This is a genomic window from Collinsella sp. HCP28S3_G2 (assembly GCF_052065125.1).
Classification (GTDB): Bacteria; Actinomycetota; Coriobacteriia; order Coriobacteriales; family Coriobacteriaceae; genus Collinsella.
Genome location: NZ_JBQHUO010000003.1, coordinates 52,845 through 75,640 on the forward strand (window position 1 = coordinate 52,845; position 22,796 = coordinate 75,640).

A 22,796-nucleotide genomic window follows, 5' to 3' on the forward strand; every position below is an offset into this window, starting at 1 on the left:
GGCTTAGCCCTCCTTGGTCGCAGAGATAGTGTCGGATACTTCGGCCGGCCCGCCAAAGGCGCGAGCAGCCGCGGCTCCGCCGGCAAGCGGCGTCGCCATGGAAATTTTCGCACGTCGCGCTGACACGACGGGAAGCTCAAAGGCAAACCCCATCGCCAGCAAAAACCACGTGAGCGCATAGGTTGCAATTAAGGCGGCAACGAAGCCGCTCGCTACGGCGCGTTGGGAAAACACGGTGCATGCAACCGCGATCAGCACCGGAACCTCGCAGGCAGAAAGCGCCAGTACGCCTTGCAGGAACCCCGTGCGACGATCGTGTGCCATGGCGCCGGCAGCGATGCCCACCATGCCCGGCGGTGCCAACGCCAGTGCGGCGATAATGGCCGGCAGCTTCCCGGACCACATAAGCGGTCCTACGACGAGTGTCACATGGGCGCCCGACGCCAACAGCGCAGCTGATACCACGACCACAGCCCAAAGCACGCCGCATACCGCCGTCGCCCCAACCATCGCCGCACGCCGGGCTGTGTGCCCCGATACCTCCATCGGGCACGGCATGAGCGGCTCGGCGCGAAGCGAGCGGGCGACATTTTGCGCATAGTGGTCGCAAAATGCCGAGAGCGCCGCCTCCACCGCAGCCGGCTCGGGACGATCTTCCTGATGGCAGGACAGGCAGGCCATGACCACGTCGAACAACTGGGCATCGACAAACGCCAGCGCATCGCGCAGATCCTCGGAATTTGGATCGAGTCCCAGCTGCTGAGCCTGTTCGGCCGCGGCAAGTGCCACATCGGGCTCGCGTCGCAGCAGTTGCGTCAAGTCGCAGCCGGGCGCATGGGCGCCAACGGGATAATCGGGCAGCGTATCCATCTTGAGGCGATAAGGGCTGGCGATATCGCACGTCTTTTTGCGCGAGCCCGAAGTACCCGACGCACCCGGCGCCACTTCGTACGGCGCGACACCGGCGATGAGCTCGTAGACCGTACTCGCCGCTGCATAGACATCGATTGCCGGCGACATGCGAAGCATGCGCAGGTCGGGGATATCGTCGGTGAGCATCTCGGGCGGGGCGTAGGCCACCGTCGCGCGGCGCAACGTGGCATAGCGCTCGGTAAACGACGCCTTGCCGCCGGTGCCGGCCACCGCAGAGGCGGGCTCGAGCGCCAGCGAAGAGCCAAAGTCGATCAAGCACAGGTCGAAGGTGCCTTCGGCAAGCTGTCGGTCGAGCGGCAGGCGCGCCGTGCGCACCATAATATTAGCGGGCGAGATATCGCGATGGACGAACCCCTCGCCTACCAAGCTCATGCGGCAGAGCAGATCGAACAGGTCGCGACCCAGGCGCGCCGCCACGAGCGGCGACAGACGCCCGGCCTCGTCCACGGCAAGGCGCGAGCGCAGGCGAGCGAGCGTCTCGCCCTCGACCCACTCCATGACAATCGCGGGCACGCCGTCAACCTCGCCCCATCCATACAGGCGGGGAAAGCCTCTAAGGCCCGAAAGGGCGCGATGGCATTCGTATTCCTCGCGAAACGCCGCCTTGAACTTGGTGACCAGCGCCTCGTGGGCGACATCGTCATCAAATTCGTCGCGCGTTGGCAAGATGAGCTGCTTGAGTGCCACGACCTCGCCCTGCGCGTTGACGGCACGCGTCACACGGCCGATACCGCCGCGGCGCATGGTGGCGTCATCGGCAAACAGCATCGTAAAACGGCGCAGGTAGGCGGGAAGCTCGTCCGGGCCCAGCGCAATGGCGGGCTCAAACCCTCCAACGCGCGCCAGGCGCAGGCCCACCATGGGGTCACGGCTGAGCGACTGGGTTGCCACAGAAGCAAGGCTATTCGTCATAGGGCGATCGCCGCCACTTTGGTATTGAAGTTGTTGAGCGCGACGTCGTCATCGCCATAATGCCCCACCCATTGGCACAGATTGGTGTAGCAACCCCATAGGTTGGCGTATTGCTGATACCACTTTGACTTGGGAGAAAACGTTTGCCGGCCAAACTCGGCACGGATGACAAACATATCGTTGGCCAGGCTATCGCACGGCCCGGTATCGCCTGTTGCGTTATAGGTCGAAACCACGCTATTGGCGCGGGCGACATAGCCGTCGAGCATGTTGTATTTGGTCACGAGCCAGCTGTGAATACTCTCCTCCTCGGCAGCCGAGAGACCACCCGAGCCCGTGTCGCCGCCGGCACCGCCGTCCGTCGAGCTGCCACTCGAAGATCCACCGCCAGAGGCGGAGCCCGAACCGGAACCGCCGCCCGACGAATCGGAGCTGGAGCCAGACGAACCCGAACCGCCGGGCTGGCCTGTCTGTTGGGCGTCCTGCCCCTTCTGCTGCTCGGCCTTATTGACGACAGAAGCCACACTGTTGTTGGAAAGCTTCGTAATGACCTTGGTGTTGGTGAGCACGATGGTCTTGCCGTTTGCCAGCGTAACCTCGTTGTCCGATGTTTCTGGACTGTCCGCATCGTCGCCACCGAACACAACATGCGAGAACACGCTCGCCCACGCATATCCGGTTGTCGTTCCCAAGTCGCTTTTGGCCTTGCGCCCAATATGCAGCTCGCGCTCAGCATGCGCCTGTACCATGGACGGCACCGTCATGCCATAAGCCGAAACACCGGCTATGACCAGCACGAGCGAGCAAGACAGCAGCACGTACGCCCGAGGCGCCAGGCCCAGCCGGCGTCGAATGCGCACCGCGGCGCCATGCTTTGTCTGAGTGCTAGCGGGCCGCATGCGTTCTCCTCCAACAAAAACACGCCGCTTAAATCGGGAGCATTCGTAAAACAGTTTCAGTCCCGGCAGTAATGTCTGCCGGGACTGTTCTTGTATAAATTGAAGCCGTATGTATATGATTAAACAGACCGATAAACTTGAATAGGTCGAATAGATAATAATTTATGGAGGTTGTAATGGTAAGAATAGCAACTGTAAATGATGCGGAGCAATTAAACATCTTAAACAACGAATTTAATGGTGAGGGCGATACAAGCATAGACAATATTAGAAATTCCCTTATGAATAATAAACAGGAAGTTGTTATCGTTGCTGATGAAGATGATATGTTAGTTGGATTTGTTTGTGTTCAGCTTAAAAAATCGTTCTGCTATGATGAATATATGCCTGAAATTACAGAAGTGTATGTTAAACCAGCATACAGAAAAAGAGGCTTAGCGAGTGAGATGATTACTTTTGCAGAGGCTTATTGCAGTAAGAATTATCCACTTGACAAATATGAACTTCTAACAGGACAAGAAAATCTTGTTGCACAAACTGTATATAATAAACTTGGATATGTAGATGATAATGAACTTCATTTATCAAAAAGAGTGAAGAAGTAAGTCAAATTAAGATTTGTCGAACTGATACTAAGGGCGCACTTCTATACGGGTTAAACCCGTATGTGCGCTCTGCGAGACCGAACAGCTCGGCCCCCTGAATATCTGGGGTGCGTCACTGCGTTCCGTACAAGGGGATCCATCCCTTGCGCCGCTATGCGGCTATCCTTACATGAAAAAAGGCGTGATCACTTTCGTCACGCCTTTTGCCTATTTAACTGTCTTACGAACACCCCGCTAAAGCGGCGCATTCTTTCATATCCACATTTGAGTGTATCAGCGAACCCAAAAGGTTGTGCAACGAATGGGCAAATACGAGGTGCGAGTGGACCCATCCACGCGATAAGCGGATGAAAAGCAGGTTTGTTGCGCAACAAATGCATGAACGCGTGCCCAATTATGAGCGCCCCGTGCGGCAGGCCGACGGGACATGCCGCGGAGCTGACGCCGCCTAGATCGCACGACGGGCCTCGATAGCACGGCCGAGCGTAAGCTCGTCAGCATACTCCAGGTCGCCTCCCACGGGCAGGCCGCTCGCCAGACGCGACACCTCGACGCCCAGAGGCTTGATGGTGCGGGCAAGGTAGCTCGCCGTGGTCTCGCCCTCAATGTTGGGGTTGGTGGCGATAATGACCTCGTGGATGTCCTCGTGGCCCAAGCGCGCCAGCAACTCGCGGATGTGCAGCTGCTCGGGGCCGATCTTGTCCATGGGGCTGATCACGCCGCCCAGCACGTGGTAGAGGCCGTGGTAGCTGCCCGTGCGCTCAATCGCCTGGACATCGCGCGGCTCACCCACCACGCAGATGCGGGTGGTGTCGCGCATCGAGTCTTGGCAGATGGAGCACTCGTCAGCGGTGGCGTAATTAAAGCAGCGGCTGCAAAAATGCACTTCCTGCTTAACCTCTAGAATGGCCTCGGCCAGGCGGCGCGCCTCCTCGGCGTCGGCCTCGAGCAGGTAGTAGGCGATGCGCTGGGCCGATTTGGGGCCAATGCCCGGCAGACGGCCCAGCTCATCGAGCAGTTTTTGCAGACTATGGTTGGCACTCATATATGTGCGCGTCTTAGAACGGCATGCCCGGGATGTTGAGGCCGCCGGCGATGGCGCCCATCTGCTTGTTGGCGAGCTCGTTGACGCCGCGGACGGCCTCGTTGACGGCAGCCATAATCATGTCCTGCAGCATATCGACGTCCTCGGGATCGAGCGCATCGGGGTCGATGGTGAGGTTGACGAGCTCCATCTCGCCGTTGACAGTCACCTTGACCATGCCGCCGCCGGCAGAAGCGTCGACGGTCTGGGACTTGAGGTTCTCCTGCGCGGCGGCAAGCTGCTCCTGCATCTTGCGGGCCTGCTTCATCATCTGCTGCATGTTCATACCGGCCATGATGGCTCCTTTACGTGTGGTCGCGCGACAAGCTGCAAGGGCAGCCGGGCACGGCGGGACTTTCAAACTCAAAAATCGTACCACGGCGCGGGGCAAACGAGCGGGGCGGTCGCGCTAACTCAGTCGATATACATGTCCTCTAGCGTGACGCGCCGCCCAAGACTATGCAAGGTCGAATTATGCAAGGTCTCACAACTCGGCGTATATACCCGCCCGCATAGTTACTCCACCGGTTTGAAGATGGTGGACTGGCCAAAGACACTACGGATGAGGGCTTTGGCCTCGTCCTCGGTCTGCGGGATGCCCGGGGCTGCGCCCTGGTGACCGAAAGGACTGCCGGCGCCGGGGTTGGACTCCCAAGGGGCAGCGAGGGCGTCGTCACTTGCAGGAACGGACGTCGCAGCTGCGGGAGCTGCGGCCGAAGCGGCAGGGCTGGGCGCAGGCGCCGCGGCAGGCACGTCGAACGGAGGAAGATCTTCCCCGCTCGCATCGCCGGCGAACCCGCCGACCATGGCGTCGTCGTAGGGTACCTGCTCGGATTCCCATGGCGCAGCCTGCACAGACGGCTGAATCTTGGGAGCAGACGCGCACTCGGACACTCGGGGCGCGGGCTCGGTCGGGAGCTTGCCCGTGGCAGAAGCACCGGCAGGGTTGTCGGAGCGCAGCCAGGGGACCTTGGCCAGGTCGGATGACTTGGGTGCAGGCGCGGCAGCGGGTTTGGGCGCGGGAGCCGGAGCAGCCGGTTTGGGCGCCGCGAGCTTAGACGCCGACAGGGTCGATGCCGCTACCGGTGCCGCTTGCTGCTGCGGCGCGCTGGCGCTCGAGGATGCAGGGGCCGCCGAGGACACGGGTTGCGGGTCCGCAGATGCCGCAGCCCGTGCAGATGGAGAAAGCTCCTCATGTTGAGGAGCCGGCCTGACACCCCCATCCAGGACATAGTCGACGGTGCGACGACCGAAGACCGCACTGACTGTCGGCAAAAACACCGCCTGTGTATCAGCACGCCCGAGCATCTTGATAGCAAATGCCGTAGGGAACGAGACCGTGAGCTTAGAACCATCGTCTGCCGTAGCGCGAGCGTTCAACAGGAGAGCCGCATAAGAAGGTTGTTGGGCCTTGACGCGCTCGACGACCTCGACCCATTTGCGCTGGAGCTCGCCGGCATCCTCGACCGCAGGGGTCTCGGCGGCGCCGGCGGCAGCAACCTGAGCGGCAGTGTTGGGCTGGGGCTTAGGCGCCGGAGCGGTGATAGGCGCGGGGGCCGCAACGGGCTGAGGCGTCGGAGCTGGCGCAGGCCGAGGCGCAGGCGCCGCAGGCTTGGAAGCTGACACGGACGCAGGCTGGGCCGCCGGAGCGGCAGCGCCGCGGTCCCAGGGCATGCCGCCCTGGTGCGCAGACGCAGCGGCGGGAGCGGCAGATGCCGTCGGAGCGGCAGCTCGGGCACCCGAGATCAGCGTCGGTTGTTGTGTCGCCACAGGTGCAGCCGCGACAGCCGCAGGCGCAGCACTAGCAGCAGCCACGCTCGCCGGCACCGCGGCGTTGGCGACCATGGCCTCCAAGCGTGCCACGCGCTCGGCCAGGGCCTCAATGGTCAGATCGGCCTCGGGACGTGCCAGGCGCGTGCAGGCGATCTCGAGCACCAGGCGCACGTCGCTCGCACCCCTCATCTCCAACGCGGCATCGTCGAGCACTGTCAGCACGCGGGCCAGACGGTCGGCCGGATGCCCGCCAAAGGCAGCGGCCTCGGCAGCAAGCGCCTCGGCCTGCTCGGCCCCGCCCTCAAACAGCTCGGCACGGGTACCGGCAACGCAGGCCACATACACGTCGCGCACGTGCGCCACCAGGTCGCGCGTCAGCTCAAGCAGGTCATTGCCCTCCTCGACCTGTGCGCGAATGAGCCCATAGAGTTCAGCAATATCACGCTCGGCGATGGCACGGGCAAACTCGCCCAGGATCTGGTCCGAAACCTCGCCCAAAAGCGAGCGGGCATCGTCCGCATGCACGGCGCCGTTGCCAAAAACGCTCAGCTGCTCCAGCGTGGAAAGCGCGTCGCGCATGCCGCCCTTGGCATGGCGCGCCACGATGGCGAGCGCCTCGTCGTCGTAATCGAAGCCCTCCTGCTCGCACACGTAGGACAGACGATGCTCGATATCCTCGTTGCCGATGCGGTGGAAATCGAAGCGCTGGCAGCGCGAGAGGATGGTCTCCAGAATCTTTTGCGGATCGGTGGTGCACAACACAAAGATCACGTGCGCCGGCGGCTCCTCGAGCGTCTTGAGCAGCGCGTTAAACGCCGCCGTCGTGAGCATATGGACCTCATCGATGATATAGATCTTGTACTTGCCACGCACCGGGGCAAAGTTAACGGAGTTGATGATCTCCTCGCGCACATTGTCCACGCCCGTACGGCTTGCGGCATCGAGCTCGTAGACATCGGGGTGGTTGCCCTCGGCGATGAGCTCGCACTCTTCGCAAGTGCCGTCGGGCATGCAGCCGCTTGCGCCCTCGGCGCGCGCCGCCTCGGCATTGCGGCATAGCAGCGCCTTGGCCAGAATGCGCGCCATGGTGGTCTTGCCCGTGCCGCGCGGTCCGCAGAACAGGTACGCGTGGGACAGGCGTCCCTCGGTGATGGCGTGCTCGAGCGTCGAGACGATATGCTGCTGGCCCACCACGGAGTCGAAGGTGAGCGGGCGATACTTTCGGTACAACGATTCCATGGGTGCTCCCCCGGGTATACTGAGTCTTGTTGCCGCGACGGCCATGCGGTCGCACGGCATACTGCACTCATAATAACCCGTACGGCGAGCCCGCCGCGATAGGAGTCCAAAGAGCATGGCAGACGCAGAGAGCAACCTCGTTCCCTCCGAAGCAGCCGACCAGGTCGAGGTCGCGCTCGAGAAACAGGCAGCAGCCGACGACGGCATCCTGTACCTCAACGAGTATCAGTACGAAAACGACCTCGTCACCGACTTCGCCCGCTTGGTCGCCTCGCCCAGGCGTCGCGGCTCGCTGTATGTCGCCGCGGCAATTGCCGCGCTGCTCGGCATCGGCATGTTGGTGGCCGGCGGCAACTGGATCAAGTTTGGCGTCGTCCTGATCGTGTTCGGCGCCTTTTTGGCCTGGTGGAGCAAAAACCTGCACCACACGCTCGCCCGCGACTTTATCGACGCCGTCGAGGCCGACAAGTCCATGGGTGGCCGCTATCGCCGCGTCGCCGCCAACGAGGACGGCTTGATGGTATGGGGCAAGAGCGGCAAGTCGCAGTTCTTCCCGTTTGAGAAGCTCGACCACGTACTCGACGGCGAGCGCATCTTTGTTGCCATGTTCGCAGACCAGGGCGTGACGATCCCCAAGGACACCTTTGTTCGCGGCGACGCCGAGCAGTTTGGCTCCTTCCTTAAGGCGCACATCAACAAAAAGCTCCGCATCGAGACCAAGAAGAAGAAAATGAAGGCCGAGAAGGCTGCAGCCGAGGCCAAGCAGGGAGACAAGGCAGACAAGCCCCAGAACAACAAGGGCAAGCAGTGCAAGCAGAAGAAGGGCAAGAAGAAGCGCTAAGGCCAAGTCAGACAGGCAGCCTCGCATCCCGCTATCCTCCCCATGCACCAGAGCGTGCTACACTAGCAGCATCTATGCCACCGCGAATGGCTCGGCCCCGCGCCCGCCGCTCGCAAACGAACTTTAAACGCACGAGGGTTGGCCATGCCGCTTTTCTCGCAACATACCGCCCGGTTCTCGCCGGACGTCCCTTTGGAGGGCACCAGCTCTCGCGAGCTGCTCAAGCGGTACCAGCCGCTCGAGACGCTTGCGACCGGCGGTTTTGGCTCCATCGAGATTTGCCGCGACACGCACCTGCGTCGTCGCGTGGCCATTAAGCGCATCCCTCTTATCAACGGCTCCGGCATGCCCGCCAGCGACATCATGGATGTACTGCGCGAGGCACATACCGCCGCCATGCTTCAACATCCCAATATCGTGCAGGTTATCGACTTTACGCATGACACCGCCTATGCCTACCTGGTCATGGAGTATGTCGACGGCATGTCGCTGGCCGAGTTTTTGCATATCGTGGACGGCCACTCGCTCACCTTTGACGAGGCAGTGACCATTGCCGACGCGTTGGGTCAGGCGCTCACCTTTGCCCATGCAAACGGCGTGCTTCATCTGGACATAAAGCCCGCCAATGTGCTCATTGACCACTCGGGCAATGTAAAGCTCACCGACTTTGGCATGGCGCGGCTGTCATCTGCCGGCGGCTTTGGCGGATCGCGCGGCGGCACCATCGGCTACATGCCGCCCGAACAGCTCGATATCGAGACCGGCACGGTCGACGAGCGCGCCGATGTCTTTGCCCTTGCCTGCGTGATCTACGAGGGCCTGTGCGGCAGCGCCCCCTTTATGGCGGCAACGCCTGCCGACTCGCTCGACCGCATCATCGGCGGCGCCACCTACCCCAGCGAGCTGATCCCGCACTTTCCCCCGGGAGCCGAGGCAGCGCTCATGAGCGCCCTCTCCCCTATGCCGCAAGACCGCCCCGATAGCATCGAGGCATTCTGCGACCAACTCCTTGCCGGCTTGGGGAGCGTGCGCGAAGGCCATCGCAGCTTGGAGCAGATGGTAAGCGAGCTTTCGGACGACGAGCACGCAGCAGACGATATGGAGTCGCTGCCTTACGAGGATAACGCCATCGAAGTCGACCCCGCGCTCGGTTGGGCGGGCACGCGCTGGAGCTGCGCGCGCGATTACACCATGCGCGGTATCTCGGCGCTAACATGTGCAACCTTCAGCTTTTTGCTTATGCAGACAGCGGGCGTCGCGGCGCTTCCCGGGCTGGTCGCCGCGGCCATCGCTATTGGCGCGGCGGCAGGCTTGGCACCGCAGATCGGCTCGGCTATCTCGGCCGTGGGCTTTTTGGTGCTCATGGCCAACGCCACCATGCAGGCGCAGGGCATCCTGTCGATGCTGCCGGTCGCGGTCATTTTTGCCGCCGCCATGTCCGGATGGTGGATTGCCTGGGGACGCACCGAAGCGGCCGCGAGCGCGGCACTCACCTGCGCGCTTGCGCTAGGTTGTCTAACCGGCGACGCCATCCTTGCCGCCGGGGCCGCCGCGGGCTTCGCGGCGTTTTGGCTCGGCCCGGCAAGCGCCGCTGCCGCCACGGGTATAGGCGCGCTTTTTGCCCGCCTGGCCGCAGCTGCCCTCCCTACGGGAGGCGTGCTGGGGCTTGGCAATGTCGCCGCAGCGCTGGGCGACGCGTTCCTCTGGGCCGCCTTCGCACTGATTGCAGCAGCAGCCGCGGCAACGTCGCTGCTGCTCAATGCCCATGCCAAGCGCGCCGAGCAGGGGTCAAACCTCGCCGCCATCGTCGCAATTGCCGTCGCCGGTATCGGCTCGGCCGTATCGTTTTGTCTTGCACACCATATGGAAATTGCCAGCCTTGCGGGCACGGTCGTCGCCAAGGCGGCGGTTGCGGGAATCCTATCCTCTATAATCGTTGGGATATGCCTGTATTTGCTCGGATACCAAAGAACCTATACGGAGAGTGATCTTTCGTGAACTTCCTGAACATCTTCGAGGACCACGTGGCCGGCATCTTCGGTGCCACCCGTGCCCCGTTCTCCTTTAAGAAGCTTGCCAAGCAGGCTGCTCGCGACATGGAGGATCAAACTCTGGTGATCAACGGCGTCAACACCGCGCCGGCGCTCTATACCATCCTGATCGCCGCCGATGACGATCCCATGCTTGCCCCGTTCTATCCCGAGCTTTCGCGCGAGGTGCGCGAGTTTGTGAAGGCGCAGGCCGAAAAACGCCGCTACGTCTTTGTCGGCGAGCCCCTTGTTCGCTTTATGATCGACCCTCAGCTGCGCGCCGGCAAGTTCTCGGTCTTTGCCGAGAACGTCGACGCTCCCACGCTCGGCCGTCTGTACGAGGAAGAGCGCGCCTATCAAAATGGCCTGGGACAGAACAGCTCGGCCACAAGCCGTGCCGCAAGCGCCCCCCGCGCCGGCCAGCAGCAGTTTGCATCGCCGCAGCAACACCCGGCCGCCATGCCCCAGCAGCAGCCGACACCCCGCGCTGCCGCTCCCGACCCGCTCGCTGCGGCCGACCCCTTTGCACCCAATGTCCCCGATCCCGCAGCCCCCATCCCTGTGCCGCAAACCGTCTCGCGCGACGCACTTGCCGGTATGGGCGGAGCGGCTGCCACTGGCGCCGCCGTGGGCCTTGGCGCTGCGACCAGCATCGCCTCCAACATGGCAAGTCCCCGCGCCCCGCAGCGTCCGCTCGCCCAACTCGTCGACGTCGTGAGCGGCGAGAGCCACAACATCACCTCCGCGCAGGTGACCATCGGTCGTGAGCGCTCGGTATCCGACATCGCCCTGCGCGACCCCAACGTGTCGCGCCGTCATGCCCAGCTCACCTTTACCGGCTCTGACTGGTCGATCGAGGACCTCAACTCCACCAACGGCACGCTCGTCAACAACCGCCGCATCACGCGCTGCCCGCTGCGCAACGGCGATCTGCTAACGTTTGGCCTGAGCACCTTTGAATTTAGGGGTTAATCGCTTATGAACATCGATATCGTCCTTTTTGCAGGCCGCATCGTACTGGTCGTCCTGCTTTATATCTTCTTGTTCGCCGTCATGAAGACCGGCGTGGGGCTCGTGCGCGGCCAGCGCCGCGACTCTGCCATCTGGACGATCGATGTGGACAAGGGCCCGCGCGGCATCCGCGGTATTCACGTGGATATGCTTGGCCCCGTCATCGTCGGTCGTTCGCCGTCATCTGACATCTGCATCAACGAGCCGTTTGTCTCTGCCTCGCATGCGCGTTTTTCGCTGCAGGGCCCGGCACTTATTATCGAGGACCTCAACTCGCTCAACGGCACCCTTGTTAACGGCCGCCAGTTGGTGGAGCCCGCAACGCTGCGCGAGGGCGACGAAGTCCAGATTGGCGACGTGGTCATGAAGGTGAACCGTCGATGATCGACGAGGAGAACAAGTCCGCAACCATGTCCGAGGCACTGGCTGCCCCCGCGGCCGTGCCGGCTCATGCCGCCCCGGCGGGCCCTGCGCCCGTGGAGCCCGAGGACACCGTGTTCTCCCTGCCTCTTTCGCATGTAACGCAAGACCATCCGATGCCCACCGATGTCCAGGATGAAGATAATTCCACCGATGCCCCCATCGGCGCGCACGCCGTTGCCGATCAACCTTCGGCACCGGAAACTACACCTGCGCCGGCCCACTTTGCCGAGTCTGTCGCCGCGGCAATCGATGAGAGCGCCGCGGTGTTTTTGGCCCCCGAGCCCACGGCACCGGTGTTTCCCGTAGTTCCAGCACCCACCGCAGCGCCCGAGCCCGCATCTACACCGGCACCCGCGGCGGCATCCTCCCCCGCGGCCGCATCGGCGCCCGAGGCCGTGCAGCCTACGGCCGAAGAGATGCCCGTCACAGCGACGGAGGACGCCTCTCAGCCCCACAGCACGCCCGCGCCCGCGCACTTCGCGGCACCCGAGCCCGCAGCCGTCGCCCCGCAAGACGAAGAGCCTGCCGACAACACAACCGAAGTGCCCGCCACGTCTAAAGTCGACGATCCGAGCAACGAGGCCAACGCCGTCTCGCCCGGCGACACGGCCGAGATTGATGTCGCCGCCGTGGAGGCCAAGCTCAAGGACCCTGGTTCGACCATGAGTTTTGAGCCGCTGGCCGACGAGCGCATCGAGACCGATTCGACCTACGATGCCGGCACCACCACGCAACTCATGTGGGGCGCCCGCTCCGATGTTGGCTGCGTGCGTCCGCACAACGAGGACTCCTACCTGGTACAGTCGCCGCTCTTTTGCGTGTGCGACGGCATGGGTGGTCACGCCGCCGGCGAGGTAGCCTCCTCCATCGCGGTCGAGACCATCGCCAAGACGGCGCCACAGGCTGCCGACGCCGCGCGCCTAGCCGCAGCCGTCGAAGCTGCCAACGCCGCCGTCATCGAGGCCGCACTCAACGGCCTGGGCAAGCCCGGTATGGGCTGCACGGCAACCTGCGCCTATATCGAAAACGACATGCTCGCCATCGCCCACGTGGGCGACTCGCGCGCCTACCTGCTCCACGAGGGCACGCTCATCCGCGTGACCCGCGACCACTCCTATGTGGAGGAGCTCGTGGACGCTGGCGAAATTACGGCCGACGAGGCGCGCGTCCATCCCAACCGCTCGGTTATCACGCGTGCGCTGGGTTCGGACCCCGCCATGTATGCCGACCACTTTACCCTGCACATCGAAGAGGGCGACCGCCTGATCCTGTGCTCGGACGGCCTTTCGAGCATGATTCCCGATAGCGAAATCGAAAACATCGCCACGCAATCGTCTACGGCGCAGATTTGCGTCGACAACCTGGTGGACGCCGCGCTCGCTGCCGGCGGCCACGACAACGTGACGGTAGTCGTTGTGGACCTGGTCGACGACGGCGTCATGCGCGAGGCAAAGCGTGTTCGCCGCCGCAACGTCACCATTGCCGCCATCCTGGGCATCGCTTTTGTGCTGGCGGCAACCATCTGGGCCTACGCGGGCGTCACCGGCTCGTATTACCTGGGCACCTACAAGGACACCGTCGCGGTCTACCGGGGCATCCCCGGCAAGCCGCTCGGCCTTAAGCTGCACTGGCTCGAGAGCACGACCGCCATCAAGCTATCCGACCTACCCGAAGACACGCAGAATCGTCTGAAAGCAGGCATTCCGCAAACGAGTGTCGACGACGCGCAGGACACTATCTCCAAGTACCGTCATCAGATCGATGAGGAACAGACCCGCCAGGTGATCGACGCGCAAACGATTCGCGACAACACCGACCAGGAATCGACTTCCAAATCGAATTCCGAAAAAACCGCCGAACAGTCCGCCGAGGCCGAAGCCTCCGATAAGAATTAGAAAGGGAGTGCCGCTTATGAGTCGCCGCAACACCGAAATGCTCTTGCTCATCGCCTCGGCGTTCCCCGTCATCCTGCTGTATGCGATGTACGTGCTCACCGCAGGCGCTTCCATCTCGTTTGAAACGCTCGCCGTGCCGATCGGTCTTTTTGCCGCCTTCGCCGCGGCGCATATCGCCGTGCGCATCCTGGCGCCCGGTGCCGATCCGGCCATCCTGCCCATCGTCTTTGTGCTTTCGGGTATCGGCATCACGTTCGTAACGCGTCTGGCACCCGCCCTCGCCATCTCGCAGCTCGTCATTCTGTTTGTCTCGGTGGCACTGATGGTGGGCACGCTCGCGATGATCAAGAATCTCGATGTGGTCATGCGCTACAAGTACACCTTTGGCATCATCGGCATCATCTTGCTGATGCTGCCCATCTTTATCGGCACCACCATCTCGGGCTCCAAGCTGTGGATTCGCATCGCCGGCTTCACCATCCAGCCCGGCGAGTTCGCCAAGATTTTTATCGTATTGTTCTTGGCCGGATACCTAGCCGAGAACCGCGAGCTACTCTCCATCTCCAATCGCAAGATCTTGGGCCTCAAGGTCCCGCGCCTGCGCCTGCTGCTACCGCTGTTCGCTGTGTGGGGTGTATGCCTTCTGGTCGTTGTCTTCGAGCGCGACTTGGGCTCCGCCGTGCTGTTCTACACCATCTTCTTGCTGATGCTCTACGTCGCCACGGGACGTTTCTCGTATGTCGTCATCGGCCTTGCGCTTTTGGCAGTGGGTGCCGTGGGCGCCTACAAGTTCCTGTCGCATGTCCAGGTACGTTTCCAGATCTGGGCCGACCCCTTTAAGGATGCCCAGGGCCAGGGCTACCAGATTGTGCAATCCCTTTTCTCGTTGGCTGACGGCGGTCTTATCGGCGTTGGCATCGGTAATGGCATGGCCAATAACATCCCCGTCGTCGAGTCCGACTTCATTTTCTCGGCCATCGGCGAGGAAATGGGCCTTTTGGGCGGCGGCGCCGTACTCGTCCTGTTTATGCTCTTTGCCGTGCGAGGCCTGACCACGGCCGCCCGCGCTAAGTCCGACCTTGCCGCATTTAGCGCCACGGGCCTCACGGCCGCCATTAGCTTCCAGGCCTTCTTGATCGTTGGCGGCGTTACCCGCCTGATTCCGCTGACCGGCGTCACCCTGCCCTTTATGAGCCAGGGCGGCTCCTCGCTGCTGGCGAGCTTTATCATTGTCGCGCTTTTGCTGCGCGCCGGCGATGAGGCCACCGGTCGCGAGGCCGAGCTCACCGGCACCGGCACCATGGCCGCCATCACTGACGACCAGGTCGCTTCTGCCGCGGCGCATGCCGGCACGCGCTTCGCTTCTTCGTCTTCCTACGGCCGTGGCAGCCACTCCACCGGCTCGCGCATGCGTCGTCGCCTGCTCGATACGCCCGAATCTGGCGTGCTCGGCCGCGTGGCGCTCGCTAACCGCCTAACCCGCGCGGTATTTGCCTTTACGGCCCTGTTCGCCATCCTCATCGGCAACCTCACCTATGTCCAGGTCATCAAGGCCAAGGATTACCAGGATATGCCGACCAACAATCACACCATCGCCCGTTCCAAGTACATCCAGCGCGGCTCCATCATCACGTCCGACGGCGTGACGCTGGCCGAATCGCTGCAACAGGAGGACGGCACCTACGTACGCTCCTACCCTAACGGCAACCTGGCCGCCCATGTGGTTGGCTATGTGAGCCAGCAGTACGGCACCGCCGGTATCGAGAGCGTGATGAACGACACGCTCACCGGTTCCAAGGATTACTCCAGCTGGAACAACGCCATCGCGTCGCTCGCGGGCCAAAACCAGCCGGGCAACACCGCCAAACTCACCATCGACTCCCGCATCCAGACGGCTGCCGAACAGGCTCTCAAGGGCTTTAAGGGCGCCGTTGTGGTCATGGACCCGCGCACTGGCGCGGTGCTCGCATGTGCCAGCTCGCCCACCTACGACAACACCAACATCGACGCCCTGCTGCAATCGGGTGGCGGTGAGGACGGTTCTATGTACGACCGCGCCATGGACGCCCTCTATACTCCGGGCTCCACGTTTAAGGTCGTCACGCTTTCGGCGGCGCTCGAGTCCGGTGCAGCGACGCTCGACACCACCTATAGCGCTCCGGCCGAGATGGAGATCGGCGGCGCTGCCGTCACCAATGCCGACGACATCGGCTACGGCACCATCTCGCTCCGCCGCGCGTTTGCCGTGTCGTCCAACGTCGCCTACGGCCAGCTGGCCCGCGACCTCGGCGCCGAGACGCTCGTCAACCAGGCGAACGCCTTTGGGTTTGGCCAGTCGCTCGGCCAAGACTTCTCCACCACGCCCTCCATCATGCCCGACCCGTCGGTGATGACGGAATGGGAGCTCGCCTGGGCCGGCGCCGGCCAGCCCGTCGGCATGGACCACACGCCGGGTCCGCAGACCACCGTCATGCAGAACGCCGTTATCGCGGCGGCCATCGCCAACAGCGGCGTCGTCATGGACCCGTTCTTCGTTGCCCAGGTGCTCGCCCCAGACGGAACCGTGGTCAAGACCACGCAGTCCCGCTCACTGGGCCAGGCCGTCAGCGCCACCACGGCCGAACAGGTCAAACAGGCCATGCTCGACGTCGTTCAATCCGGCACCGGCACCGATGCCCAGATTCCGGGCGTCAAGGTTGCCGGCAAGACCGGCTCTGCCGAGATCGTCGGCACCAAGGTCAACTCGATGTTCGTCGGTTTTGCGCCTTACGATTCACCCACGGTCGCCATCTCGGTAGCCTTGGAGGATTACGACAAGCACGACGTCGAGGCGGCAAAGATCGCCGGCATCGTCCTGACCGCGGCGCTTGCCGCCCAGGGAGCGTGATGCCCGTGATTGATGCGCAAGCATGGGGCGTGCCGCGGCCGATAACACTAGCGGCAATGCGCCACACGGCCCCAGCGGCCTCAAATTTGGTACTACACACATCGTTGAGCGAATAGTCATGTTAGGAGCAGGAATGGAACAGAGGGTCCTCGGGGGAAGATACCTCCTCAAGGATAAGGTAGGGACAGGCGGCATGGCGACCGTCTACCGTGCACAGGACCAGGTCCTCGACCGCACGGTAGCTATCAAAATCATGCTGCCGCAATATGCCGGCGACGCCACCTTTGCCGCACGCTTTAAGCAGGAGGCCCAGGCAGCCGCCGGCCTCTCCTCCCCCTATATCGTCGGCGTCTACGATTGGGGCAAGGACGGCGACACCTATTACATCGTCATGGAATACCTGCGCGGCACCGACCTTAAGAGCGGCATCAAGAGCCACGGCGCCCTTGATCCCAAAAAGGTCGCTCAGATCGGCTCGCAGATCAGCTCCGCACTTTCGGTCGCCCACAAGCACGAGATCATCCACCGCGATATTAAGCCGCAGAACATCATGGTGCTGCCCGACGGCAACATCAAGGTCATGGACTTTGGCATCGCGCGCGCCAAGAACAGCCACCTTACGCAGGACAACAACGTTTTGGGCACCGCCCACTACGTAAGCCCCGAGCAGACCCGCGGGCAGGATCTAGGCCCCACCTCGGACATTTACTCGCTGGGCGTCGTGATGTACGAGTGCGCCACCGGCCGCGTGCCTTTCGACGGCGACGATGCCATCTCGGTCGCACTCAAGCAGGTCAACGAGCTGCCCGTGCCGCCGAGCCAGATCAACTCCGGTGTCGATGCCGATCTTGAGCGCATTATCCTCAAGTGCATGGAAAAAGATCCGGCTAACCGTTTCCAGACGGCCGACGAGCTGCGTCAGGTGCTCAACAGCTACCTGTCTGGTCGCGCCGTCAACGTGCCGGAGCCTACGCGCGTTATCGGCGCCGTTGGCGACCTGGGTGCCACCAAGACCCGAGAGCTATCCGACCAGACGCGCGCCATGGTACGCCCCGTCTCGGGCGTGAGCGGACAAAATAACGCTCGCAGCTCCGTCTCGGGTTCAACCGGCTCTTACGCCACCGAGCAGCCCAAATCCAACAAGAACAAGATCATCGCCGCCGTAGTTGCTGCGGTAGCCGTAATCGGCGTCATCGTGGCCTTTGCCACCGGACTCTTTGGCGGCGAGCAGGTCCCGGTTCCCGATGTGTTGGGTAAGGACCAGGAGACCGCCGTCGAACTGATTAAGGATGCCGGCCTTGACGTCGGAACCATTGACCAGAGCTACAACGACGACGTCGACGAGGGAAAGGTTGTCGAGCAGACTCCTAACGGTCACACCAAGAAGCCCAAGGGCACCAAGGTGAATCTGGTAATCTCCAAGGGTCCCAAGCCCTCCGAGAAGGTTGATGTCCCGCAGCTCGTTGGTCTGACCAAGGACCAGGCAGAGGCGGCGCTGGCAAGCGTCGGCCTTAAGGGCAATGCCACCGAGGAAGCCAACGAGGCCGAAAAGGGCGAAGTCTTTGAACAGGGCACCGATGCGGGCAAGGAAGTCGAGAAGGGCACGACCATTTCGTACAAAGTCTCGAGTGGACCCGACACCACCTCCGTTCCCGATCTGACCGACATGACCGAGGCTCAGGCACGCAACGCCCTCGATATGGCCGGCTTCGGCGTCGATGTGACCTACCAGGAGAACGATTCCGTCACCGAGGGCACCGTCATTAGCTGGAACCCCAGCGGTAAGCAAAAGCCCGGCGCCACGATTACCGTCGTCATCGCCAAGAAGTCCGGCAAGGCAAACGTTCCGGGCAACCTGTACGGCAAGAGTATCTCCTCCGCCGTCACCGCGCTCAACAACGCCGGATTCTACAACATCGCATTCTGCGATCAGAACGGCAACCCCGTGAGTGGTAACGAAAACGCCACCGTGACGGGCGTCTCCCCCACTGGCAAGCAGTCCACCGACAGCACGATCACGCTGACGGTTTCGATTTCTGGCTCTGGCACCGATTCAGGCGACGATTCCGGCACGACCAACTAGTCATCGAGACATTGCCCACAGCAGCTGATGCCACAAACATATTCGCTCACAGGCGCCCGCTTGCTCCCCCAGCAAGCGGGCGCTTTCTTTATCCGAAGCAGTGAAAACTACGGTATGCCTTTAAACCAGAAGAGCCCGGTACCGCAGTGGTACCGGGCTCGATATTGCTCTGGTGCCCCCAGGCGGATTCGAAAACTCCCCCGCGGGGAAATCGGTGACGCGGGTGTCGACGGCCCGAATCCGGCCCTTAGACCAGAAGAGCCCGGCACCGTGGTGGTACCGGGCTCGATATTGCTCTGGTGCCCCCGGGCGGATTCGAAAACTCCCCCCGCGGGGAAATCGGTGACGCGGGTGTCGACGGCCCGAATCCGCCGGCGGCCCCCCACAAACCAGAAACGGCGCCGCTCCCGCGACGCCGTCATATTCCCTGGTGCCCCCGGGCGGATTCGAACCGTCGACACCCGCTTTAGGAGAGCGGTGCTCTATCCCCTGAGCTACGGAGGCATGTTGTACTAGTGTAGCAGATTTGCGCCACTGCCATGCAGCGCATAGCCACTCTTCGAAGTTACGGTGGGACAGCCTTCCGGAAAGCGTGTCCCACTATCCAGACGAATTCTGGGACGGGCTTTCCGGATGGGGCCTCTCTAGGAAACTACGACCCGAAATTTGAGCTCGAAACGGGATATGGTTTCCCAAATGAGCCTGTTCCGGAAACTGCATCCCAGAATAGGCGCTCAAACTGGGATGATATTTCCCCAGCGAATCCCGCGAAGAGCTACAGGTAGTTATTGGGGACATTCTTAAATGACTAGTCGTATAAGAACGTCGCAGGCGACTAGCTGCCTTTGTGGAAAAGGCCTTTGATGACGGAGGGGATGCTCTTGGCGCCCTTGGCCGTCACATCGATAAAGTCGGGCGAACGCACGAGCTTATCCTCGTCGACGTACTTGCGAACTGCACGAAGCGTCTCTTTGTCGTCGCGCGTCGAAAACGTAAAGTGGCCGTTATCCTTGGTAAAGATAGCAAAACGCGTGATCTTTTTAGTGCCGCGCAAAACCTCGGCGGCAATATAGTCGACCTCGTTCCACGGAATTTGAATAAAATCCTCGGGATTGCGCTCGTTGTAATACTCGAACGCCTTATTGCCCACCATCACGTTACCGTGGCTGGTAAGCCCCATCAGGCAGGTTGCCGGTGTTGCCAGATCGACCGTGCTGTTCTGAGATTGCGCCATGCGCGCCTCGCCCTCCAAATAAAACAATCGGACCGCATCCAGTGTACCCACCGGGTGCGGTCCGTTTCAATGGCTCAAAAGCCCTTGCCTAGCAACTCTCGGTCTTAAGCCGAAGCGCGATTACATGAAGCCGCAAACGCGACCGATGATACCGACGGCGAAGAGAGCCAGGATGATGACGATCGGGCTGACCTTCTTCTTGAGCAGCTTGCAGACGAACAGCGTCAGGCACACGGCAGCAAGGCCGGGGATGAGCTGATCGAGGTTAGCCTGAAGCGTGGTGACCTTCACCTGATCAAGAGCGGTAGCACCGACGGAGTTGTACATCGTCAGCGCTTCCTTGATGCCCTCGGCACCGGAAGGCAGGTTAGCCCAGTCAATGAAAGCGCCGGCAGACTGCGTGACCTTGGAGACGACCGGGGTGAAGGAGATGGACACCCAGCGCTCGACCAGGGCGCCGATGATGAACATACCCAGGATGGAAGCACCCTCGGTGACCTTGCCCATCAGACCGCCGGAGAGGTCCTTGGCGATGGAGGAGCCGACCTTATAGCCAAACTCCTGCGTGTACCACAGGAAGGCGTAACGGATGATGTTCCACGCGAAGAAGAACAGCAGCGGACCGGCGATGCTGCCGGACAGGGCCAGGGAAGCGCCCAGAGCGCCCAGGATCGGGCGAAGGGTGAACCAGAAGGCGGGGTCGCCGACGCCGGCGAGCGGGCCCATCATACCGACCTTGACGCCCTGAATGGCGACGTCATCGATCGGTGCACCGTTGGCGCGCTCCTCCTCGAGAGCGAGGGTAACGCCAATGACGGGGGCGGAAACATAGGGATGGGTGTTATAGAACTCCAGGTGGCGCTTAAGCGCGGAAATCTGGTCGTCCTTGCTGGTGTAGAGCTTCTTGATCGCAGGGATCATTGCGAAGCACCAGCCGCCATTCTGCATACGCTCGTAGTTCCACGAGCCCTGAAGGAACTGATGACGGAAGCAAACCTTCTTGCGGTCAGCCTTGGTGAGCTGAATCTTGTTCTCTGCCATATGTATCACTCCCCTCCTACTCGTAATCGTTCAGAATGTCGCCGAGCGGGTCACCGGAGCCACCGCCCATGCCGCCACCCTGCTTGGCCAGATCCTTGAGGCCAAGGTAGATGAGGGCAAGGGAGATGCCGATGAGGCCAAGAGCGATCAGCGTGAGCTGAGGGATGGCAGCAAGGACAAAGCCGAGGATGAAGAACGGCCAGGTCTCCTTGGTGGCCATCATGTTGATGACCATGGCGTAACCGACGGAGGCGACCATGCCGCCGCCGACAGCCATGCCGCCGGACAGCCAGTCGGGCATAGCGTTAAGCGCGTTGGTAACCGCCTCGGCCGGGATGATGCACAGAAGTACTGCCGGGATGGCGATACGAAGGCCCTGCATGAGGATGGCGGCGTACTGCCAGCGCTCGATGCCGGAGAAGTCGCCCTTCTCGGCGCAACCGTCCATGGCGTGAGCGATAGCGGTAGCCAGGGTACGGCAGATCATGGTCAGGAACAGACCAGCGACCGACAGCGGGACGGCGACGGCGATGGCGGCGGTAACGGCCTTGGCCGAATCGGTAGCGCCACCGTTGAGGGCGAGCACCATGATGATCGAAGAAGCGACCGAGGCCAGAGCGGCGTCAGGCGCGACGGCGGCGCCGACGTTAGCCCAGCCAAGGGCCATCATCTGGAGCGAACCGCCCAGGAGGATGCCCTCCTGAAGGTGACCGGTTACGAGACCGATAAGCGTGCATGCCACGAGCGGCTGATGGAACTGGAACTCATCCAGAATGCCTTCCATACCGGCAAGCAACGCGACAATCGCAACAAGCAGAATAGTGATTGCAGACATGTATCGGACCCTCCTTTACTATGCTTGAGCGGCCAGTTCGGCCTTAGCTTTCTTCAACATGGCGTCGAGATCCTCGGAGGAATCCGAAGGAACCTTGCGGACCTCGAACTTGACGCCCTTGGCCTTGAGGGCCTCGAGAGTCTTAACGTCGTCATCGCCCATAGCGACGGCGTTGGTGACGACGACCTTGCCCTTGGAGTGAGCCATGGAACCGATGTTGACTTCCTTGATGTCGACGCCGGCCTCGATAGCCTTGAGCAGATCCTGCGGGTTCTCAAAGAGCAGCATGGCCTTGGTGTCACCAAAGCGCGTGTCCTTGACAACCTCGGCCATCTTCTTGATGGGCACGACGTTGGCATGGACTCCCGGAGGGGCAGCCTGCTCGATCATGGTCTTGCGGAGCTCGTCGTGAGCAACGCCGTCGGAAACCACGATGATGCGGTTGGGGTTGATCTGCTTGGTCCACGTGGTGGCCACCTGACCATGCAGCAGACGGGTGTCGATACGGACGTGGGCGATCTTGATGTGCCCATCGCCGATGACCGTTCCCGGAGGGATGGCGCCTGCAGGAGCAGCGGCGGCCGTGGCCGGCTTCTTCTCCTCGGGCTCCAGAGACTCGGGCTTGACGCGCACGCCAGCCTTAGCCTCAGTCACGAGATGTTTTGCGATCGCATGTGCAGTGTTCTTTGCGTCAAAGCGCTGCGAATATGCCTCGATGAGCATAGGCAGGTTGACACCGGTGACGATAGCCCAGGAATCGTGGCCCTCGATGAGACCGCTGATCTGGTTGAACGGCGTGCCGCCCCACAGATCAACGAGGAAGAGCACCTGCTCCTGGTCCTCGAAGGAAGCGATTGCTTCCTCGACCTTGGCACGGAAGTCGTCGGGGCCCATGCTCGGCTCGAGCGAGACCACGGCCACAGACGGCTGATCGCCAAAGACCATCGAGCCCGTCTGCTTGATTCCGGCTGCCAAGTCCCCGTGGCTAGCAAGAACAATACTTACCATCACATAACCTCCTCTTTGTCTACGTATTTCCTACACGACATGAAAGGAGTATACCTGTTCGTC

17 protein-coding genes and 1 tRNA gene are annotated in these 22,796 nt (G+C 61.9%); 8 read left to right on the top strand and 10 right to left on the bottom strand.

The features are described from left to right. Positions 1-3 precede the first annotated feature (3 nt). A complete protein-coding gene (locus tag ACTNB2_RS03150) occupies positions 4-1,845 on the bottom strand; it encodes a serine/threonine protein kinase (RefSeq protein ID WP_441041737.1) in 1,842 nt (613 codons plus the stop codon). Then, positions 1,842-2,744 carry a hypothetical protein gene (locus ACTNB2_RS03155; RefSeq protein WP_441041738.1) on the bottom strand — a complete coding sequence of 301 codons (903 nt, stop codon included), beginning with the start codon at positions 2,742-2,744 and terminating at the stop codon, positions 1,842-1,844. The genes ACTNB2_RS03150 and ACTNB2_RS03155 overlap by 4 nt, the downstream gene beginning before the upstream one ends. A gap of 164 nt (positions 2,745-2,908) precedes the next feature. On the opposite strand from ACTNB2_RS03155, the gene ACTNB2_RS03160 reads away from it, so the two are divergent. Beyond that, the gene (locus ACTNB2_RS03160) at positions 2,909-3,349 is read left to right on the top strand and encodes a GNAT family N-acetyltransferase (RefSeq protein ID WP_079268190.1); all 441 of its coding nucleotides are present in this window, start codon (positions 2,909-2,911) and stop codon (positions 3,347-3,349) included. A 448-nt stretch (positions 3,350-3,797) separates the two neighbouring features. On the opposite strand, the gene recR is transcribed toward ACTNB2_RS03160, so the two are convergent. The 3 genes from recR to dnaX form a co-directional block, all read right to left on the bottom strand. After that, entirely contained in the window at positions 3,798-4,394 is a 597-nt protein-coding gene (gene recR / locus ACTNB2_RS03165; protein ID WP_099432550.1) for a recombination mediator RecR, read from the bottom strand. Positions 4,395-4,407: 13 nt separating this feature from the next. After that, positions 4,408-4,728, bottom strand: a complete 321-nt coding sequence (locus tag ACTNB2_RS03170) for a YbaB/EbfC family nucleoid-associated protein (RefSeq protein WP_427719331.1) — start codon at positions 4,726-4,728, stop codon at positions 4,408-4,410. A gap of 221 nt (positions 4,729-4,949) precedes the next feature. Then, positions 4,950-7,445: a DNA polymerase III subunit gamma/tau gene (dnaX, locus tag ACTNB2_RS03175; protein WP_441041740.1), complete on the bottom strand. Its 2,496-nt coding sequence runs from the start codon at positions 7,443-7,445 to the stop codon at positions 4,950-4,952. 115 nt (positions 7,446-7,560) lie between these two features. Between dnaX and ACTNB2_RS03180 the strand changes: the two genes are divergently transcribed. The 7 genes from ACTNB2_RS03180 to pknB all read left to right on the top strand — a co-directional run bounded on the left by ACTNB2_RS03180 (position 7,561) and on the right by pknB (position 18,615). Beyond that, positions 7,561-8,286, top strand: a complete 726-nt coding sequence (locus ACTNB2_RS03180) for a hypothetical protein (RefSeq protein ID WP_441041742.1) — start codon at positions 7,561-7,563, stop codon at positions 8,284-8,286. 144 nt (positions 8,287-8,430) lie between these two features. Then, positions 8,431-10,284: a serine/threonine-protein kinase gene (locus ACTNB2_RS03185; RefSeq protein WP_441044853.1), complete on the top strand. Its 1,854-nt coding sequence runs from the start codon at positions 8,431-8,433 to the stop codon at positions 10,282-10,284. Then, positions 10,281-11,288 (top strand): FhaA domain-containing protein, encoded by a 1,008-nt coding sequence (locus tag ACTNB2_RS03190; RefSeq protein ID WP_441041745.1) that lies wholly within the window; start codon positions 10,281-10,283, stop codon positions 11,286-11,288. The genes ACTNB2_RS03185 and ACTNB2_RS03190 overlap by 4 nt, the downstream gene beginning before the upstream one ends. Positions 11,289-11,294: 6 nt before the next feature. Beyond that, positions 11,295-11,711, top strand: a complete 417-nt coding sequence (locus ACTNB2_RS03195) for an FHA domain-containing protein (protein ID WP_055250779.1) — start codon at positions 11,295-11,297, stop codon at positions 11,709-11,711. After that, complete coding sequence (locus ACTNB2_RS03200; protein WP_441041747.1) at positions 11,708-13,645, top strand: Stp1/IreP family PP2C-type Ser/Thr phosphatase; 1,938 nt, start codon at positions 11,708-11,710, stop codon at positions 13,643-13,645. The genes ACTNB2_RS03195 and ACTNB2_RS03200 overlap by 4 nt, the downstream gene beginning before the upstream one ends. 16 nt (positions 13,646-13,661) lie before the next feature. Next, a complete protein-coding gene (locus ACTNB2_RS03205; RefSeq protein ID WP_441041749.1) occupies positions 13,662-16,532 on the top strand; it encodes an FtsW/RodA/SpoVE family cell cycle protein in 2,871 nt (956 codons plus the stop codon). A gap of 133 nt (positions 16,533-16,665) precedes the next feature. Beyond that, the gene (gene pknB, locus ACTNB2_RS03210) at positions 16,666-18,615 is read left to right on the top strand and encodes a Stk1 family PASTA domain-containing Ser/Thr kinase (RefSeq protein ID WP_427795137.1); all 1,950 of its coding nucleotides are present in this window, start codon (positions 16,666-16,668) and stop codon (positions 18,613-18,615) included. A 428-nt stretch (positions 18,616-19,043) separates the two neighbouring features. Here pknB and ACTNB2_RS03215 read toward each other — a convergent pair. From ACTNB2_RS03215 to ACTNB2_RS03235, 5 genes are all read right to left on the bottom strand, one after another. Next, a tRNA-Arg gene (locus tag ACTNB2_RS03215) sits at positions 19,044-19,119 on the bottom strand. Between the two features lie 331 nt (positions 19,120-19,450). Next, positions 19,451-19,849: a DUF956 family protein gene (locus ACTNB2_RS03220; protein ID WP_441041751.1), complete on the bottom strand. Its 399-nt coding sequence runs from the start codon at positions 19,847-19,849 to the stop codon at positions 19,451-19,453. A gap of 120 nt (positions 19,850-19,969) precedes the next feature. Next, positions 19,970-20,890, bottom strand: a complete 921-nt coding sequence (locus ACTNB2_RS03225) for a PTS system mannose/fructose/sorbose family transporter subunit IID (protein WP_154518429.1) — start codon at positions 20,888-20,890, stop codon at positions 19,970-19,972. Positions 20,891-20,906: 16 nt separating this feature from the next. After that, positions 20,907-21,725, bottom strand: coding sequence for a PTS mannose/fructose/sorbose transporter subunit IIC (locus tag ACTNB2_RS03230; protein ID WP_055285302.1), 819 nt, complete (start codon positions 21,723-21,725; stop codon positions 20,907-20,909). A gap of 18 nt (positions 21,726-21,743) precedes the next feature. After that, a complete protein-coding gene (locus ACTNB2_RS03235) occupies positions 21,744-22,733 on the bottom strand; it encodes a PTS sugar transporter subunit IIB (RefSeq protein WP_154518426.1) in 990 nt (329 codons plus the stop codon). Between the last annotated feature and the right edge of the window lie 63 nt (positions 22,734-22,796).

Bases quoted from the DNA above. Each gene is read 5' to 3' on its own strand.
- ACTNB2_RS03150 (WP_441041737.1), bottom strand. From the start codon at position 1,845: ATGACGAATAGCCTTGCTTCTGTGGCAACCCAGTCGCTCAGCCGTGAC.
- ACTNB2_RS03155 (WP_441041738.1), bottom strand. From the start codon at position 2,744: ATGCGGCCCGCTAGCACTCAGACAAAGCATGGCGCCGCGGTGCGCATT.
- ACTNB2_RS03160 (WP_079268190.1), top strand. From the start codon at position 2,909: ATGGAGGTTGTAATGGTAAGAATAGCAACTGTAAATGATGCGGAGCAA.
- recR (WP_099432550.1), bottom strand. From the start codon at position 4,394: ATGAGTGCCAACCATAGTCTGCAAAAACTGCTCGATGAGCTGGGCCGT.
- ACTNB2_RS03170 (WP_427719331.1), bottom strand. From the start codon at position 4,728: ATGGCCGGTATGAACATGCAGCAGATGATGAAGCAGGCCCGCAAGATG.
- dnaX (WP_441041740.1), bottom strand. From the start codon at position 7,445: ATGGAATCGTTGTACCGAAAGTATCGCCCGCTCACCTTCGACTCCGTG.
- ACTNB2_RS03180 (WP_441041742.1), top strand. From the start codon at position 7,561: ATGGCAGACGCAGAGAGCAACCTCGTTCCCTCCGAAGCAGCCGACCAG.
- ACTNB2_RS03185 (WP_441044853.1), top strand. From the start codon at position 8,431: ATGCCGCTTTTCTCGCAACATACCGCCCGGTTCTCGCCGGACGTCCCT.
- ACTNB2_RS03195 (WP_055250779.1), top strand. From the start codon at position 11,295: ATGAACATCGATATCGTCCTTTTTGCAGGCCGCATCGTACTGGTCGTC.
- ACTNB2_RS03200 (WP_441041747.1), top strand. From the start codon at position 11,708: ATGATCGACGAGGAGAACAAGTCCGCAACCATGTCCGAGGCACTGGCT.
- ACTNB2_RS03205 (WP_441041749.1), top strand. From the start codon at position 13,662: ATGAGTCGCCGCAACACCGAAATGCTCTTGCTCATCGCCTCGGCGTTC.
- pknB (WP_427795137.1), top strand. From the start codon at position 16,666: ATGGAACAGAGGGTCCTCGGGGGAAGATACCTCCTCAAGGATAAGGTA.
- ACTNB2_RS03220 (WP_441041751.1), bottom strand. From the start codon at position 19,849: ATGGCGCAATCTCAGAACAGCACGGTCGATCTGGCAACACCGGCAACC.
- ACTNB2_RS03225 (WP_154518429.1), bottom strand. From the start codon at position 20,890: ATGGCAGAGAACAAGATTCAGCTCACCAAGGCTGACCGCAAGAAGGTT.
- ACTNB2_RS03230 (WP_055285302.1), bottom strand. From the start codon at position 21,725: ATGTCTGCAATCACTATTCTGCTTGTTGCGATTGTCGCGTTGCTTGCC.
- ACTNB2_RS03235 (WP_154518426.1), bottom strand. From the start codon at position 22,733: ATGGTAAGTATTGTTCTTGCTAGCCACGGGGACTTGGCAGCCGGAATC.